Origin of the sequence: Planococcus sp. SE5232 (assembly GCF_050686535.1) — a bacterium.
Lineage (GTDB): Bacteria > Bacillota > Bacilli > Bacillales_A > Planococcaceae > Planococcus.
On record NZ_JBOGCP010000001.1, the window covers coordinates 677,234 to 692,296 of the forward strand.

A 15,063-nucleotide genomic window follows, 5' to 3' on the forward strand; every position below is an offset into this window, starting at 1 on the left:
GATGAGAGCCAATAGCCTGAAACCTTGATATGCTGTGTTTTTCAATAGTTGAAAAAATACAGCATTATTGAAATTTGTTTTCTGCAAAGAAAAAAACGCCCGGCAAGTGGACGTTCATTTTAAGCTGATTTTGGCAAGAGATCACAGGCCACTTTTAAAATATGGTGATTTTCCATTTCAACGATGGACCATTGGCAACCACCTTTTATAAAGAGGTCCCCAGTTTCAGCTTCAATCAGCTGATGCTGAATCCAGCCGGCGATCGTATCGATGTCTTCGCTGTCTTCAAAAGTAAAGCCGAACCGTTCTTCCAGATCCTTCAATAGGACACGACCATTCAAAAGATAGCGGGTATCACTTTCCTTAATAATTTCTTCGTCTTCTTCTTCATCAAATTCATCGCGGATTTCCCCTACAATTTCCTCTAAGATATCCTCCATTGTAATCAATCCGGAAGTTCCGCCATATTCATCGATGACCAAGGCGATATGTGTACGGTCTTTCTGCATTTTCACCAAGGCATTTTGAAGCGGCGTGGTTTCATGGAAGTAAGGAAGATCGTGTATCAGTTCTGATAACTCAAATTGACCGTTGACAGCATAATGGGTCAGGACTTCTTTGGCATTGATGAAACCGATCAGGTCATCTTTATCTCCATCTCTTGAGATGGGATAACGGGTAAAGCGGTGCTCACGGATTTCAGCCAGAAGTTCTTCAGTTGATAAATCATCTGAAAAAGCGATCATTTGCGTACGCGGAATCATGACATCTTTTGCGCTGCGTTCATCAAAAGCAAAGATATTCTGCATGTAGGACAATTCGGTTTGGTTGATTTCCCCGCTTTGGAAGCTTTGAGCCATAATGATTTTCAGCTCTTCTTCTGAATGGGCCTGCTCTTCTTTCGCAGGTTCCACCCCGAAAACACGCAATAGGATGCGAGCTGAACCATTAAGGACGAAGATGAACGGATACATGATTTTGCCGAACCAATACAGGAAAGGCGACAAAAGAAGCGTCATCCGTTCTGCAAATTGCAGCGCCAACGATTTTGGTGCCATTTCCCCAACGACAACATGCAGAAAAGTCACCAGTGAGAATGCCAATACAAATGAAATGATGGTAGAAGCGGAAGAAGGAACACCGAGCATATCGAACAAAGGATGTAAAAGCCGTTCAACGGTAGGTTCCCCCAACCAGCCCAGTCCGAGGGCGGTGACGGTAATTCCCAACTGACACGCTGACAGATAATAGTCAAGGTCACTGGTGATTTTTTTGACCAGCACAGCTTTTTTGTTTCCTTCATCGATCAATTGGTCGATGCGCGACATCCGGACTTTAACGACGGCAAATTCTGAGCCGACGAAAACAGCCGTTAACGCGATTAATAAGACGAGCAAAGCTAAATTCACTAAAAGTATGGGGTCCAATAAATTCCCTTAAATAAGGGATTCACCTCCGAAAGTATTTGTTGAAGTTAAATTTACCATAATACGAGCACGAAACATAGAGCAAAGCTTAGTGCTCAGAAATGATTTGTCGTGTAATCTCCTTCACGTCGATGGCCGTGTCTTCATTGATGACATCGTCGAGCATGACGTTCTTGAAATAATCGATGCTTGCAGGCAAGGGAAGGTCCAATATTTTAGTCAAAGCGATCCGGTACATGACGACAAATTCTTTGTCGGTATTGCCGCGTTTCAACTCTGCGAACGCTTCATAAAACTGATCGAGCTTATCCGCCAGTTCAAGCAGGCGGCCTTCAACGGTGGAATCTTTCCCTTCCTTCATGCGATCGAAAAAGACATCGTGAAACTCCTCGGGAATCTCGCGCAGGATGAACTTCTCCATCATGCCTTCTTCCACTTTTGCGATCATTTCCTTCAATTCGGGAGAAGCATATTTGACCGGAGTCTTGATATCTCCGATGAATACTTCGGCGAAATCGTGATTGATGGTTTTTTCATACAATGCCTTCCAGTCAACTTCACGTCCTGCACGTTCTTCAATTGTTGCAAAAAACATCGCGTATTGGCTGACTTTCCACGAATGGGCTGCAACATTATGTTCTTCAAATTTAAATCTTCCAGGTGCACGGATAATCCGTTCCAAATCATTTAATGATGTAAAAAATCGATGAATGCCCATAATGACGCCTCCTTCTAGTTGAGTTGAATAGTAAGTTGTAAGGATGCGAGTCTGCAGAAAATGACTTGCAGATCAGCTATGCCTTCGCACATGGCTGCAACAGGTATGGGAGTTGCCGAAGGCTTACACCGGCCTCGTGCGAATTCTTCATGTCCTCACCCTTTAATAATTAAATTCCTTGTCTTCAGCATACACGATTTTTAGTATAATATACATGACACCGGTAAAGCGTGACGAAGGAGAAGAGGAGCATGACAGGAAAGACACACATCATAGGCGGCATCGCAGCATCTCTTGCTTTTGCACAAGTTACAAATTACGAGCCGGTCTTATTGCTCGGAGCAGGCGTCATCGGGTCGCTGATTCCTGATATTTGCCATGGCAGCAGTAAGATTGGGCGGGCCTTGCCTCTTTTATCAAAATTGATCAACGGTCTTTTCGGGCACCGGACATTCACGCACAGCCTGCTGTTTTTGGTTCTGTTTGGGATTTTGTTGCATAACTTTATGCCGATGGAAGCAATTTCAGCAGGGCTGCTCGTTGGGATGGCAAGCCACATCGTCTTGGATATGGCAACAAAAAGGGGAGTCAAACTATTCTTCCCCATAAGATTGACCGTCCGGTTTCCGCTGACCGCTACGACTGGCGGCACTTCAGAAAACCTGGTCTTTGCATTGCTATCGCTTCTTTGCGTCTATTTCGGTTATGACGTTTTTCTTTCGCTGTAAACGTTTTACTTCATGACAGAAGGGAAATGGAAGAACAAACGCTCATAGGAGGAATGATTTTAATGGCTAAAAATGATTTTTCAAAAGATGCAAATCCACAAAGCAGCCACAATCGCCGGCAGCGTGAAGAATTCGAAAGCATCGATCAGGAATCGAGAGAAGATGGCGACAAGATGCAGAAAAAAGGAGCTCACAGCAATACAGGAGTGGGCGATGAACGGAATCCGATCGGAGAATCGGAAGAAAAGTAGCTGAGCCGTAAAGAACTGGCGTATCAAGAAATTTAGAGCAAGCGGCTGACTCATCAGTCCCTGAAATAAAACCGCTGGAGAAAAATCAATGATTTTTCTCCAGCGGTTTTTGTTTTGGATGTGATGATTTGGATCTTATTTGAAAAGAAGAATGGTTTTATTCCATTAATAGAGCTTACTTTCTAATATGAGTGAAATACTTTCTGTTTAGGTGCAAATACTTTCCGTAAACGGCTGAATACTTTCTAATAAGCTCTAAATACTTTCCATGCCTTCAAAAAGTTCAGGAATGGAGTATATTCGATCTTTATAACTCCCGACGAATGGCGTATTTGCCGATTTCAACATCTTGGAGGCGGTAGTAGTGGAAGGGTATCCAGTGAATCCCCTGAATTCCCGGTAGCTGATGGTCGTTTCGGCCAAGGTCCGGTGCTGCAGCAATGCATTCAAGTGAGCGATTGGATCACAGTTCATTTGCTTCATCAAGTGGAACACGCCATATTTCTCTGTATAAAGAAACCCGTCTTTGGGCGACTTGTCTGCCAGAGCATAAAGCTATACAATGATGAAAGGAAATTATTGAAAAATTCGTTTTTTTAAGACAATGGAGGGATAAGATGATTTCTGCAACATGGAACTGGATGTGGGAAAAACACGATCAGGCAAAAGAAACATTTCGATTCTTCACCAACCCTGGAGGTGGGGTGCCCGACGACCGTGATCGAGCGGAAGATGCCGGATCTTATGATGAACGCAAAAAGAACCGCAGCTACAATACACCTCAGTTAATCGGTCTATTTCTGGGGCCGTTGCTTTTCATCTTGACGCTGGTTTTCTTTAACCCTGATGGGCTGTCCCCTGAGGCGAAGGCTATACTGGCCAGTACAATCTGGATTGCGACCTGGTGGATTACGGAAGCCATTCCGATTCCCGCAACATCGCTTCTGCCGATTATTCTTTTTCCGATGACTGGCGGACTTGATGTCAGCTCAACAACATCTGCATATGGCAATGATACAATCTTTCTTTTTATGGGCGGCTTTATGATTGCCCTAACAATGGAGAAGTGGGATCTACATAAGCGAATTGCCCTTACTATTATTTCTATCATCGGTACCAATACTGAACGGATCATTCTCGGGTTTATGGTTGCCACCGGTTTCTTGTCGATGTGGATCTCCAATACTGCCACAGCGATGATGATGGTGCCGATCGGACTGGCGATCATCTATCAGGTATCAGAGGCGCTGAAGGATGACTCTTCGATCAATACTACAAAAGAGAATTTTGGTTTTGGTAAAGCCTTGATGCTCGGGATTGCCTACTCCGCATCACTCGGCGGGATTGCAACATTGATCGGAACACCACCCAACACCTTGCTGGCTGGTGCGGTCAATGAAATCTACGGCATTGAAATCACGTTTGCACAATGGATGCTGTTCGGTGTTCCATTGGCCTGGACTTTCATTTTAATCGCCTGGATTTATTTGGTGAAAGTCGCTTACCCACAGAAATTGAAGCATCTACCTGGAGGGAGCGAAGTGATACGCCAGCAGAAAGCGGAGTTAGGCGCTGCTTCTTATGAAGAAAAAGCAGTCTTTGTTGTTTTCGTAGCAGTGGCGCTTGCCTGGATCAGCCGCTCTTTTGTTTTGGATGCTTTTGCACCGAATCTGGAAATGACGGATGCCATGGTCGGTTTGATTGCTGCGATGATTTTGTTCATCATCCCTTCGAAAAACAGAAAAGGCGACCATTTGCTGGACTGGGCAACAGCAGTCAAACTGCCTTGGGGCATTCTGCTGCTGTTTGGTGGCGGGCTTGCCATCGCTGCTGGCTTCACAAACTCCGGTCTGTCTGAGTGGATCGGAAATCAATTGATCGGACTGCAGGGAGTCAATGTCCTGATTATTGTTCTGGTAGTGGCTGCGCTGGTCTTGTTCCTAACGGAAATCACTTCCAATACAGCGACTGCTTCCATGATGTTCCCGATCATGGCATCTCTTGCAGTAGCGCTCAGCATCCATCCATATGCGCTGATGGTCACTGCAGCCGTAGCGGCATCGTGTGCATTTATGCTGCCGGTTGCTACACCGCCGAATGCGGTTGTCTTCGGATCCGGATATTTAAAGATCTCAGACATGGCTAAAGCCGGATTCGCGCTCAATATATTCGGTATTTTCTTTGTCTCACTTGCGGTGTTCTACTTCTTGCCGCTTGTCTGGGGACTCGACCTGATGTCGATTCCAGCAGAATTTCTCGAATAAAGTGAAATAAACAGCAAAAAGCAGGCTCACCTTCTGGTGGAGCCTGCTTTTTTTCTGTAGAGAGTGACAGCCATTATATAAAGAAGCGGCAAGATTGCGGTGAAAAGAACCAGTCCGGTCCAGCCAACAGAAGTCCATAGAGGACTCAACAGGGAACTTCCCGCTGCAACACCAATGTAGTATGACACTAAATACAAACTGGAAGCACTGCCCTTATGATGGGCTGCCTGCTGGCCGACAGAAGCGGCAGTCAAGGAATGGGAAGTGAAAAAGCCCAGGCAAGTCACACAAAGGCCGACGACAATCATCCAAAGATGAGGGCTGAGTGTCATGAACATGCCGGCTGACAGGATAAAAACTCCTGCTAGACGGACGTTGCGCAATCCGAATGTCTCGGCGGCCCGTCCCGCGAGTGGGGAACCGATGACACCAATGCCATAGGCAAAGAATAAATACGAAATGGCTTGCAGTGACATGGAGTAAGGCGGGCTTTCCAAATAGAACGGCAGGTACGTCCAAATGCCGGTAAAAGAAACTTGTAAAATAGCGCCCAAACCGAAAACGACGAGAAGTGCCGGATTTTTCAAGTGAAACAGGAATCCCTCAATGTCTTTTGCAAAGCTCAGTTGGCTGGAGCTGAAATTCTGTGAAGGCGGCAGGAGGTAGACAACAGCTGCGAATAATAGAAGTCCTGTCACAGCAAATGCATAAAATGAAAACTGCCAGGAGAAATGGTCGGTCAGATAGCCGGTTAAAACCCGCCCGAGCATGCCGCCCAGTGCGTTGCTTGATATGTAAAGAGCAGTTGCGTAAGCGATATTCTTTCTGTCGATTTCTTCGCTGATATAAGCAAGCGCAGCCGCAGGAACACCTGCCAGCGCAAATCCCTGGATAAAACGAAGAATCAGCAGTACGGTAAATGAATCCGTCATGGGAATGATGAAAAAAGGGATTGCTGATCCGAGTAAAGAATAGATGATATAAGATTTTCTGCCATTACGGTCAGAAAAGAACCCAAGGACGATCAATCCAAGGATCAAACCGACTATGGTCAATGACAAGGATAAACTGGCTGTAGAAACAGAGACTTGAAATTCATCTACAAAAACAGGCAGTAAAGGCTGTACAGCATACATATTTGCAAATATGAACAATGAGGCAAACAGAAGGCTGAGTATAATTTTCCAAAACTGGCGGTCTTTTACGGTATAACGCTGAGCATCCATAGGTCACTTCCAATCACTGATTGCTTTTTTGTCTCGGCAGCTTTAAGCCGGCAAACTGCCAATGAGCCAAAACTTCCATACTTCCATATATTTTACCATTAAAAAATTAGTCCAAATGGCAAATCGATCTAAAAAGCAATGCCTTTAAAGAGGTATAAAAAAGCCCGCATGCCCAAAGGCTGCGGGGAAACTTATATTTTGTTGAAGAATGAGACAATTTGTTTTTTTGTAGGTTCCTGCAAACGGTAACGCAGTTCCTTGTTTTGAGTATTGACGATATGATAGGCCGGATTCTCAGCGACAGTAAACTTCCAATGCGGTTTTGTATTTTTCTTTTTGATTTGAAGTTCTGGAAGCATCATTTTCTTTGTAAAGCTTTCAAGCTTCGCCATTAAAAAGGTGTCCATGTACCGTACGAGCAAAAAGCCTTGTTGGCGTTCAGGATCGAACTTTGCCAAATTGAATTCACTGACGTCAAAACCTTTTTCATATCGCTGAACAGATGGGGATAATACAAAACAATCTTCATTCATAAAGATAGTTGAGTTTCCTTGTTGTTTCAGCCCTAATTCTTCAACCAGAAAATCCTTGTTGACGAGACTCATTTCGCGTGCAGTAGCCATGTGATTCCTCCTAATATAACTCGTTGTTCTTCTATTATAACACTATTTAGCCATTTAAGGGGCTGTAACGTATTTTCCCTGGATTTTAAGCCTTAACGGGTGTAAAGGCTTAGGGCTATTGATTTAAAGGAATAATGGCATATGCAAAATCTAGCAGGACAACCCGACGGAAGAACAAGGGAAATGACTGATTTCACCTTTATAATAAAGGATATACTATCTGAATATTTTCAAAATACAGGGCAGAAGCAAAGAAGGTAGTAGAATTATCTGGTATATTTAAGATAGGGAACCTTTAACGGAAGGAGTGGTACAGATGTGTGGAAGATACTCATTGTTCACTGATTATACTGTATTGATTGAACGCTTCAATATTGAAGAAGCGGCGATTGATGAAGACGAGTATTCGGCAAGCTATAATGTGGCGCCTTCCCAGGAAGTGGTCGCGATCGTAAATGATGGAGAGAAAAACCGGCTTGGCAAACTCAAGTGGGGGCTGATTCCTCCATGGGCAAAAGATGTGAAAATCGGTTATAAGATGATTAATGCCCGGTCGGAAACTGCAGCGGAAAAACCCAGCTTCCGCAATGCCTTCAAAAAGAAACGTTGTTTGGTGGTGGCGGATTCTTTCTACGAATGGCAACGCAAAGATGGAGAAAAGATACCGATGCGCATTAAATTGAAAACGGGGGAACCTTTCGCTTTTGCGGCTCTTTGGGAATCGTGGAAAGCACCCGATGGCAAGACGGTCAATAGCTGTTCCATCTTGACGACAGGTCCAAATGCTTTGATGGAGTCAATCCATGACCGGATGCCTGTCATTCTATCAAAAGAGGACGAGAAGATTTGGCTGGATCCCGATGTTGACGATGTTGAAACATTGAAAGGGCTGTTGAAGCCCTATAAGGCAGAAGACATGGAAGCCTATCGGGTTTCGGATGAAGTCAACTCTCCAAAGAACAATAAACCGGAATTGATTGAAAAAGTCGGCTGAACCAGCTGGACCCTTTACTGATTTTGCGATTATAGGGGGGAGTTAGATGAAGAGCGGGTTGATATTGGAAGGCGGCGGAATGCGTGGCGTTTACACAGGCGGTGTTCTGGAAAAGCTGTTGGAAGAAGAAATTTTTGTCGACTATATCATCGGTGTTTCGGCAGGAGCCTGTCATGCATCTTCTTACATTTCCAGACAAGCTGGACGCAATCGCGAAGTGACCATCGGATATGTTAACCATCCGGAATACATCTCTGTGAAAAATCTACTGGTGAAGCGGGAGCTCTTCGGAATGGATTTGATTTTCAATGAAATCCCGAACAGCCTGGTTCCTTTCGATTATGAACGCTTTAATGACGCAACGGAAGAGTTCGTGGTCGGCACGACGGATTGTTTAACCGGCGAAGCAGTATACTTTGAAAAACAAAGTCGGCCGGAAGATGTGCTGGCCATTGTCAGAGCCTCCAGTTCGCTGCCCTTAATGGCGCAGCCGGTGGAATTTGCCGGTAAATTATTAATGGATGGCAGTATTGCAGATCCGCTTCCGATCCGTAAAGCGTTATCGGACGGAGTGACCAAACCGATCATCATTTTGACAAGAGAAAAAGGCTACCGGAAAAAACAAAGTCGGCTCGCTAAAATTATGCCGGCATTTGTTCGCCAGTATCCTGCTATCGCCAAGAAAATGGAAAGCCGGCATCTTTATTACAATGAAACAATAGAATTTATCGAGCAATTGGAACGTGAAGGGCTGGCCATGGTGATACGCCCGATGAACCTTTATAAAATAAGAGGTGTAGAACGAGATCGGGAGCGGCTGGAAGCTTTATACAACCAAGGCTATCAGGATGCCACCGACCGATTCCAGGAACTGCTGGAATTTCTTCAGAAATAAGTTTAGAAAATGAGAATCGCATCGTGGTAAAGTTAGATTGGGGTGATGGTGATGATTCATATCGTAGATCATCAAAATGAACAGCTTGCAAAAGAAATACAGGGAATCCAGCAGGCTGCTTACCGAATAGAAGCGGAATTGATGGGTTTCCATGGAATTCCTCAGCTTCATGAAACGACTTCTCAAATCCAAAACAGTGCCGAAACCTTTGTCGGATACAAGGAAGAGCAGTTGCAGGGACTCCTATCGTATCAAGTAGAAGAAGGAGAAGTCGATATACACCGGCTCGTCGTGCATCCTGATCATTTCCGAAAAGGTGTCGGCAGAAAACTGGTGGCCTACTTGCTGGGAAGTTTTAGAGGCTATCGATTCACGGTCAGCACTGGAACTGCAAATAAACCCGCCATCGCTCTATACAAAGCACTCGGGTTTCAGGAACAGCGCTTAACTGAAGTAGCTCCGGGCATTACATGTACGGAATTCAGCTTGGACAATTAAAAGGGATCATATCTTTGCCCAAGAGGGAATTAGACATTCAGATTTCAAAATAAAAGCTTGAGGTGTATTCATGAGACTGGATCTTATTGATCGAAAGATATTGGAGTTATTGACTGAAAACGGCCGGATTTCATATGTGGATATTGGGAAAGAACTGAATTTGTCGCGGGTGGCGATCCGTGAAAGAGTCCACCAGTTAACGGAAGCCGGTGTCATTGAAAGTTTTACAGTCGTCATCAACAGTGAAAAAGTCGGTAAAAAAGTATCTGGATTTTTTGAAGTGGATTGTGAACCGGCTTCTTTGGTTGAGGTGGCTCAAACTTTGGCGGATAACCCCAGTGTGGCCAGCTGTTACCAAATGACAGGTCCATCCACGCTTCACATGCATGTGCTGGTCGATGATTTTACCGACCTGGAAAAATTCATCAACGAAGAACTCTATGCCCTCGAAGGAATCACAAGGGTAGAAAGCCATATTCTCCTTCGGCGTTTCAAGAGCCGTACCGGGATGAAGCTATAAAATCCTGCAGCCGATGCGAGCTGCAGGATTTTATTTTATAAGTGCAGTATATCCCTCTTTTTCAGTGGGAATATTCTGTTATTTTTGTTTTTGAGGTAGAAATAAGTAAACGAATACTCTATAATCGAGACTATTAGCTCTTTACTATAGGTAAGTGAATTCCAATAATGGTTAACAATTGGTGGAGAATAGGATTTATTTTCATACAAAAGTTTAGTCGGAGAAAGGAAGTATTGCTGTGGACTACTTACAAAATCCGTTTGCATCACAACGGCATACCGTATTTTCAAAAAAAGGGATGGTGGCGACTTCACAGCCACTGGCTGCACAGGCAGGTATTGAAGTTATGCAGAATGGGGGAAATGCCATTGATGCAGCCATCGCAACTGCTGCGGCGTTGACTGTTGTCGAGCCGACATCGAACGGCATTGGTGGAGATGCCTTTGCATTGGTCTGGGTCAAAGACAAGCTGCATGGCTTAAACAGTTCAGGCCCTGCACCAAAAAGCATTTCTCCGGAGACAGTCAAAGCGCTTGGTTTTGATAAAATGCCGACACATGGCTTGGTGCCTGTAACGGTTCCAGGCGTGCCTGCTGCATGGGCAGAATTGTCGAAGAAGTTTGGGAAACTGTCACTGGCGGATGCTTTGAAGCCTGCAATCCGTTATGCAGAGGAAGGCTATCCATTAACGCCGATTCTCGGAAAATATTGGAAAGCTGCCTATTCCAAATATAAGTCTTCATTTACAGGTGAAGAATACCAAGCTTGGTTCGATACTTTCGCACCGAACGGCCGCGCACCGGAAATTGGTGAAATGTGGTCATCCCCCGGCCATGCCAGAACCTTGATTGAAATCGGGCAAACCGATGCTCGTTCTTTCTATGAAGGTGCGATTGCGGACAGAATCGATGACTTCATGAAAAAGCACGAAGGATTTTTATCGAAGGAAGATCTGGAATCGTTTGAACCTGAGTGGGTTGAACCGGTTTCTACGGAGTACCGTGGCTATGAGGTGTGGGAAATTCCGCCAAATGGGCAGGGGATGGTCGCTTTGATGGCTTTGAATATCTTCAAAGAGCTGGCCGAGCCGAAATGGCAGTCTGCTGATACCTACCATGAACAAATTGAAGCGATGAAACTGGCATTTACAGATGGCAAAGCCTTCATTACGGAACCTGAACATATGCCGGTCAGCACGGAACATCTTCTTTCAAAAGATTATGCTGCGGCACGCGCTGAAACCATCGGCAAAAACGCTTCAGATCCGGAACCTTATGAATTGCCGAAAGGCGGTACGGTGTATTTGTCGGCAGCTGACGAAGAAGGCAATATGATTTCCTACATCCAAAGCAATTACATGGGCTTCGGCTCGGGCATCGTCATTCCAGGGACTGGAATTGGGCTGCAGAACCGCGGAGCAGACTTCTCTTTGGATTCTGAGCATCCCAATGTCCTGGCTGGCGGCAAGCGGACCTTCCATACCATCATTCCGGGATTCCTGACAAAAGGCGGAAAAGCCGTGGGTCCATTCGGTGTAATGGGTGGATATATGCAGCCGCAGGGACATTTTCAAGTTGTCACCAATACCATCGATTACCTAATGAATCCACAAGCTGCACTTGATGCACCAAGATGGCAATGGATGGAAGGGAAAACCGTTCTTGTGGAACCAAGCTTCCCGAACTACCTGGCGCAAGCTTTAGCCCGTAAAGGCCATCAAATTCAAGTCGCGACAGATGGCGGCAGTTTCGGAAGAGGACAGATCATTTGGCGCAATCCCGAAACCGGTGTGCTGGCCGGAGGAACCGAATCGCGGACAGACGGCGCGGTGGCTGCTTGGTAGGCGCTAAAAAAGCGGAGAAAAAGAAACTGGGGATTTCCAGTCTGAAAATCAATAAAGACCTTTTCTTCGCTTTTTTTCGTGTAGGTTTACTTGGATTCGGTGGTGGACCCGCTGCTATCCCACTTTTTCACCGTGAGGCGGTCATTAACTACAAATGGATGACAGAAGACGAGTTCGGCGATACTTTAGCTTTGGGAAATACGATGCCGGGTCCAATTGCCACGAAAATGGCGGGCTACATTGGCTATCGTGTCAATGGGATTATGGGCTGCCTTGTAGCACTGACTGCTTCCGTTGTTCCGACAGTGGTCCTGATGATCATCCTGCTGGGCATTTTGCAAAAATACAAAGATCTTGAATGGGTCAACAGCATGTCGGCCGCGGTGGTGCCGGTCGTTGGCGTCATGCTGGCGGTGATGACATGGGATTTCTTTCAGAAATCCGGCAAGGCATTGGGAATCGGCCGGGCCATCCTGTTTACAGGGATCGCCATTGTATTGCTGGAACTAGTGAATATTCATCCTGCAATTGTCATATTAGGTGTTTTGATTCTTTCCTTAACTTCCTTTAAGAAAGGGGTCGGGTCAAAATGATTTATTGGTCCATCTTTTTGGCATTTTTTATTCCCGGTGTTTTAGGTTATGGTGGGGGACCTGCTTCCATTCCGCTTGTGGAAAAAGAAGTGGTGGACCGCTATGGCTGGATGACAACTCAGGAATTCGGGGAAGTTCTGGCATTGGGCAATGCGCTTCCCGGTCCGATTGCAACAAAAATGGCAGGGTACATCGGCTATATGGAAGGCGGAATATTGGGGTCGATTGTCGCTTTGTTCGCTTCAGTGGCACCTTCGCTTATACTGATGGTCCTTTTGATGGTGACCCTTTTGAAATACAAAGACTCACCGAAAGTCAAAAACATCACCAAGCTTGTTCGTCCAGTCATTGCTGTATTGCTCGGGGCTATGACTCTCCAATTTTTTATGACTTCAGTTGATACTTCAGGAACTGTACAAACAGTGATTCTGATCATCGTCAGCTATTGGCTGCTGGAAATCAGGAAAGTGCATCCCGCTTTTGTCATTTTAATGGCGCTTGCTTATGGAGCAGTGTCCGGAATGATTTAGCTTTTGCGATTTAATACAAATTATTTTCAATCAACTAATTTGAAGATAACCAGGCCATCCAATTGCGGATGGCTTTTTTGAGTTTTTGGAAAGCCAGGCACTATTATTTACTTTTAATTCAAGATAGTTTATTGTGGACAACAAGGATAAAGTTTATCCGTAATTGAAGGAGGGTGATTTGGGTGCATATGAAACCAGGTGTAGAGCAATCGGTGTATGCAATTCTTCTATTGAATATGCTGCCGGACAAGGCCGTGCTTCCGGGCGAAGCCATCAGCCAGCAACTCAGGACTTCCCCGACCTATTTTCAAAAGCTCTTGAGAAAACTGGTCAGTGCAGGCTTAATCGCTTCTGTACCAGGCGTTAAAGGCGGGTTCAAGCTCAATAAAAAACCGGAAGACATTAATGTGTTTGATATATATGTGGCCATTGAAGGACAGCAAGCGCTGTATACCTCAAGTGGAGTGTTGGGCGACCTGCTGGAACTCGAGGAGCCGGAGCGATGCTGTCTGTTGACGGATTTGATGATCGATGCAGAAAATGCATGGCGTTTCCGAATGGAACAGGAAACAATTGCTGTTCTTTCAGAGAAGATGGAGGAGCAGCGATTTCAGGAAAAAACAAAAAAATTAACCGAATGGCTGTCTCAAAAACTTGTAGGTTAAAGAGAAGAGAGGGAGAACAATGATCGCGATTTTACCGCGCATCAATCAATTGGCAAAAAAAGCACGTGAAGAAGGACTGACAAACGCGGAGAAAGTGGAACGTCAAGTACTGCGTGAAGATTATTTGCGGTCAATCCGCGGACAGATCGAATGGACTGTCACCAATATGACGGTCATCGATCCATTGGGTGACGATATCACCCCTGACAAAGTACGTGCAAAAAAACAAGCCGATCAAAGCTGAAAAGCTTGATATAGAAAGGGAGAACAATATGAACGATTATTTAGTGAAAGCTTTAGCATACGATGGACAAGTACGTGCTTATGCTGCGCGGACAACAAAAACTGTAGGAGAAGCGCAGCGCCGCCATTATACATGGCCGACTGCATCTGCAGCGCTTGGCCGTTCCATGACAGCGAGCGTCATGCTCGGTGCGATGATGAAGGGCGAAGAGAAACTGACCATCCGCATTAACGGCGGAGGTCCGATTGGTACGATTTTAGTGGATGCAAATGCAAAAGGTGAAGTCCGTGGCTATGTGACGAATCCCTTGACACATTTCGATTTGAACGAGCAGGGCAAACTGGATGTCAAAAGAGCTGTAGGTACTGACGGTACATTAGCGGTTTCCAAAGACATTGGATTGCTCCAGCCTTTTGTCGGGCAGGTTCCTTTAGTGTCCGGCGAATTGGGTGACGATTTCACCCATTATATTGTCACTTCTGAACAAATTCCATCCTCAGTAGGTGTTGGCGTAATCGTCAATCCTGATAATACCATCCAGGCTTCCGGCGGATTCATCATCCAATTGCTGCCGGGAACTGAAGAAAAAGTCATCTTGGAAATTGAAGAACGCTTAAAAGTCATTCCGACTATTTCCAATATGGTTCGCCAGGGCTTGACGCCGGAAGATATTCTAAATGAGGTATTGGGCATCGGAAACGTAAAGGTGCTGGATGAAATGCCTGTCCAGTTTCAATGCCAATGTTCGAGAGACCGCATTTCCAGAGCCATTCAAAGCCTTGGAACTGCTGAAATCGAGGACATGATCGTTACAGACGGACAAGCGGAAGCGCAATGCCATTTCTGCAATGAAAACTACCTGTTTTCAAAAGAAAACCTGGAAGATATGCTGAATCCGCAGACACGATAAATAAAAGAGGTCCACGCAATTTGTGCGATGGACCTTTTCTATTGGAGGAAAAGAAAATCTATGATATCATTATCTTGAATTCGAGATAAGTTTCTTTTAGTGAAATTAGGGAATTGTAGAAGCAGCTCGACTCA

The 15,063-nt window shown here is 45.2% G+C and carries 18 protein-coding genes; 13 read left to right on the top strand and 5 right to left on the bottom strand.

What is annotated here, in order from left to right; all coding sequences use genetic code 11:
• Window positions 1–119: 119 nt before the first annotated feature.
• Complete coding sequence (locus tag ACRC6Q_RS03240) at window positions 120–1,427, bottom strand: hemolysin family protein (RefSeq protein ID WP_223639632.1); 1,308 nt, start codon at window positions 1,425–1,427, stop codon at window positions 120–122.
• Window positions 1,428–1,515: 88 nt separating this feature from the next.
• Window positions 1,516–2,145, bottom strand: a complete 630-nt coding sequence (locus ACRC6Q_RS03245; protein ID WP_223639635.1) for a YfbR-like 5'-deoxynucleotidase — start codon at window positions 2,143–2,145, stop codon at window positions 1,516–1,518.
• A 251-nt stretch (window positions 2,146–2,396) separates the two neighbouring features.
• On the opposite strand from ACRC6Q_RS03245, the gene ACRC6Q_RS03250 reads away from it, so the two are divergent.
• Together ACRC6Q_RS03250 and ACRC6Q_RS03255 are read left to right on the top strand one after the other, a co-directional pair.
• Complete coding sequence (locus ACRC6Q_RS03250; RefSeq protein ID WP_431465805.1) at window positions 2,397–2,873, top strand: metal-dependent hydrolase; 477 nt, start codon at window positions 2,397–2,399, stop codon at window positions 2,871–2,873.
• Window positions 2,874–2,935: 62 nt separating this feature from the next.
• A complete protein-coding gene (locus ACRC6Q_RS03255) occupies window positions 2,936–3,124 on the top strand; it encodes a hypothetical protein (protein WP_223639641.1) in 189 nt (62 codons plus the stop codon).
• A gap of 255 nt (window positions 3,125–3,379) precedes the next feature.
• Here ACRC6Q_RS03255 and ACRC6Q_RS03260 read toward each other — a convergent pair whose 3' ends face one another.
• Entirely contained in the window at window positions 3,380–3,610 is a 231-nt protein-coding gene (locus ACRC6Q_RS03260) for a hypothetical protein (RefSeq protein ID WP_431465806.1), read from the bottom strand.
• A gap of 131 nt (window positions 3,611–3,741) precedes the next feature.
• Here ACRC6Q_RS03260 and ACRC6Q_RS03265 point away from each other — a divergent pair, with 131 nt between their 5' ends.
• Entirely contained in the window at window positions 3,742–5,388 is a 1,647-nt protein-coding gene (locus ACRC6Q_RS03265) for an SLC13 family permease (protein WP_223639647.1), read from the top strand.
• A 26-nt stretch (window positions 5,389–5,414) separates the two neighbouring features.
• Here ACRC6Q_RS03265 and ACRC6Q_RS03270 read toward each other — a convergent pair whose 3' ends face one another.
• Both ACRC6Q_RS03270 and ACRC6Q_RS03275 read right to left on the bottom strand, forming a co-directional pair.
• Window positions 5,415–6,614, bottom strand: coding sequence for an MFS transporter (locus tag ACRC6Q_RS03270; protein WP_223639650.1), 1,200 nt, complete (start codon window positions 6,612–6,614; stop codon window positions 5,415–5,417).
• Window positions 6,615–6,805: 191 nt separating this feature from the next.
• Complete coding sequence (locus ACRC6Q_RS03275; RefSeq protein ID WP_223639653.1) at window positions 6,806–7,237, bottom strand: hypothetical protein; 432 nt, start codon at window positions 7,235–7,237, stop codon at window positions 6,806–6,808.
• A 316-nt stretch (window positions 7,238–7,553) separates the two neighbouring features.
• On the opposite strand from ACRC6Q_RS03275, the gene ACRC6Q_RS03280 reads away from it, so the two are divergent.
• The 10 genes from ACRC6Q_RS03280 to hslO all read left to right on the top strand — a co-directional run bounded on the left by ACRC6Q_RS03280 (window position 7,554) and on the right by hslO (window position 14,929).
• A complete protein-coding gene (locus tag ACRC6Q_RS03280; protein WP_223639656.1) occupies window positions 7,554–8,231 on the top strand; it encodes an SOS response-associated peptidase in 678 nt (225 codons plus the stop codon).
• A 46-nt stretch (window positions 8,232–8,277) separates the two neighbouring features.
• Window positions 8,278–9,126 (top strand): patatin-like phospholipase family protein, encoded by an 849-nt coding sequence (locus ACRC6Q_RS03285; RefSeq protein WP_223639671.1) that lies wholly within the window; start codon window positions 8,278–8,280, stop codon window positions 9,124–9,126.
• 51 nt (window positions 9,127–9,177) lie between these two features.
• Entirely contained in the window at window positions 9,178–9,624 is a 447-nt protein-coding gene (locus ACRC6Q_RS03290; protein WP_431465807.1) for a GNAT family N-acetyltransferase, read from the top strand.
• Window positions 9,625–9,694: 70 nt separating this feature from the next.
• Window positions 9,695–10,144, top strand: a complete 450-nt coding sequence (locus ACRC6Q_RS03295) for an Lrp/AsnC family transcriptional regulator (RefSeq protein ID WP_223639693.1) — start codon at window positions 9,695–9,697, stop codon at window positions 10,142–10,144.
• Between the two features lie 238 nt (window positions 10,145–10,382).
• Entirely contained in the window at window positions 10,383–11,987 is a 1,605-nt protein-coding gene (locus ACRC6Q_RS03300; protein ID WP_223639696.1) for a gamma-glutamyltransferase family protein, read from the top strand.
• A gap of 26 nt (window positions 11,988–12,013) precedes the next feature.
• Complete coding sequence (locus ACRC6Q_RS03305) at window positions 12,014–12,580, top strand: chromate transporter (RefSeq protein ID WP_431466318.1); 567 nt, start codon at window positions 12,014–12,016, stop codon at window positions 12,578–12,580.
• Entirely contained in the window at window positions 12,577–13,110 is a 534-nt protein-coding gene (locus ACRC6Q_RS03310; RefSeq protein ID WP_223639699.1) for a chromate transporter, read from the top strand. Before ACRC6Q_RS03305 ends, ACRC6Q_RS03310 begins: the two co-directional genes overlap by 4 nt.
• A 182-nt stretch (window positions 13,111–13,292) precedes the next feature.
• Window positions 13,293–13,775 carry an RrF2 family transcriptional regulator gene (locus tag ACRC6Q_RS03315; RefSeq protein ID WP_223639702.1) on the top strand — a complete coding sequence of 161 codons (483 nt, stop codon included), beginning with the start codon at window positions 13,293–13,295 and terminating at the stop codon, window positions 13,773–13,775.
• Between the two features lie 19 nt (window positions 13,776–13,794).
• A complete protein-coding gene (locus tag ACRC6Q_RS03320; protein WP_223639705.1) occupies window positions 13,795–14,019 on the top strand; it encodes a DUF896 domain-containing protein in 225 nt (74 codons plus the stop codon).
• Between the two features lie 28 nt (window positions 14,020–14,047).
• Complete coding sequence (hslO, locus tag ACRC6Q_RS03325; RefSeq protein WP_223639707.1) at window positions 14,048–14,929, top strand: Hsp33 family molecular chaperone HslO; 882 nt, start codon at window positions 14,048–14,050, stop codon at window positions 14,927–14,929.
• Window positions 14,930–15,063 lie beyond the last annotated feature (134 nt).

What these genes read in the sequence shown, in the direction of transcription:
- ACRC6Q_RS03245 (WP_223639635.1), bottom strand. Translation starts at nt 2,145, where the DNA reads ATGGGCATTCATCGATTTTTTACATCATTAAATGATTTGGAACGGATT.
- ACRC6Q_RS03250 (WP_431465805.1), top strand. Translation starts at nt 2,397, where the DNA reads ATGACAGGAAAGACACACATCATAGGCGGCATCGCAGCATCTCTTGCT.
- ACRC6Q_RS03255 (WP_223639641.1), top strand. Translation starts at nt 2,936, where the DNA reads ATGGCTAAAAATGATTTTTCAAAAGATGCAAATCCACAAAGCAGCCAC.
- ACRC6Q_RS03265 (WP_223639647.1), top strand. Translation starts at nt 3,742, where the DNA reads ATGATTTCTGCAACATGGAACTGGATGTGGGAAAAACACGATCAGGCA.
- ACRC6Q_RS03270 (WP_223639650.1), bottom strand. Translation starts at nt 6,614, where the DNA reads ATGGATGCTCAGCGTTATACCGTAAAAGACCGCCAGTTTTGGAAAATT.
- ACRC6Q_RS03275 (WP_223639653.1), bottom strand. Translation starts at nt 7,237, where the DNA reads ATGGCTACTGCACGCGAAATGAGTCTCGTCAACAAGGATTTTCTGGTT.
- ACRC6Q_RS03280 (WP_223639656.1), top strand. Translation starts at nt 7,554, where the DNA reads ATGTGTGGAAGATACTCATTGTTCACTGATTATACTGTATTGATTGAA.
- ACRC6Q_RS03285 (WP_223639671.1), top strand. Translation starts at nt 8,278, where the DNA reads ATGAAGAGCGGGTTGATATTGGAAGGCGGCGGAATGCGTGGCGTTTAC.
- ACRC6Q_RS03290 (WP_431465807.1), top strand. Translation starts at nt 9,178, where the DNA reads ATGATTCATATCGTAGATCATCAAAATGAACAGCTTGCAAAAGAAATA.
- ACRC6Q_RS03295 (WP_223639693.1), top strand. Translation starts at nt 9,695, where the DNA reads ATGAGACTGGATCTTATTGATCGAAAGATATTGGAGTTATTGACTGAA.
- ACRC6Q_RS03310 (WP_223639699.1), top strand. Translation starts at nt 12,577, where the DNA reads ATGATTTATTGGTCCATCTTTTTGGCATTTTTTATTCCCGGTGTTTTA.
- ACRC6Q_RS03320 (WP_223639705.1), top strand. Translation starts at nt 13,795, where the DNA reads ATGATCGCGATTTTACCGCGCATCAATCAATTGGCAAAAAAAGCACGT.
- hslO (WP_223639707.1), top strand. Translation starts at nt 14,048, where the DNA reads ATGAACGATTATTTAGTGAAAGCTTTAGCATACGATGGACAAGTACGT.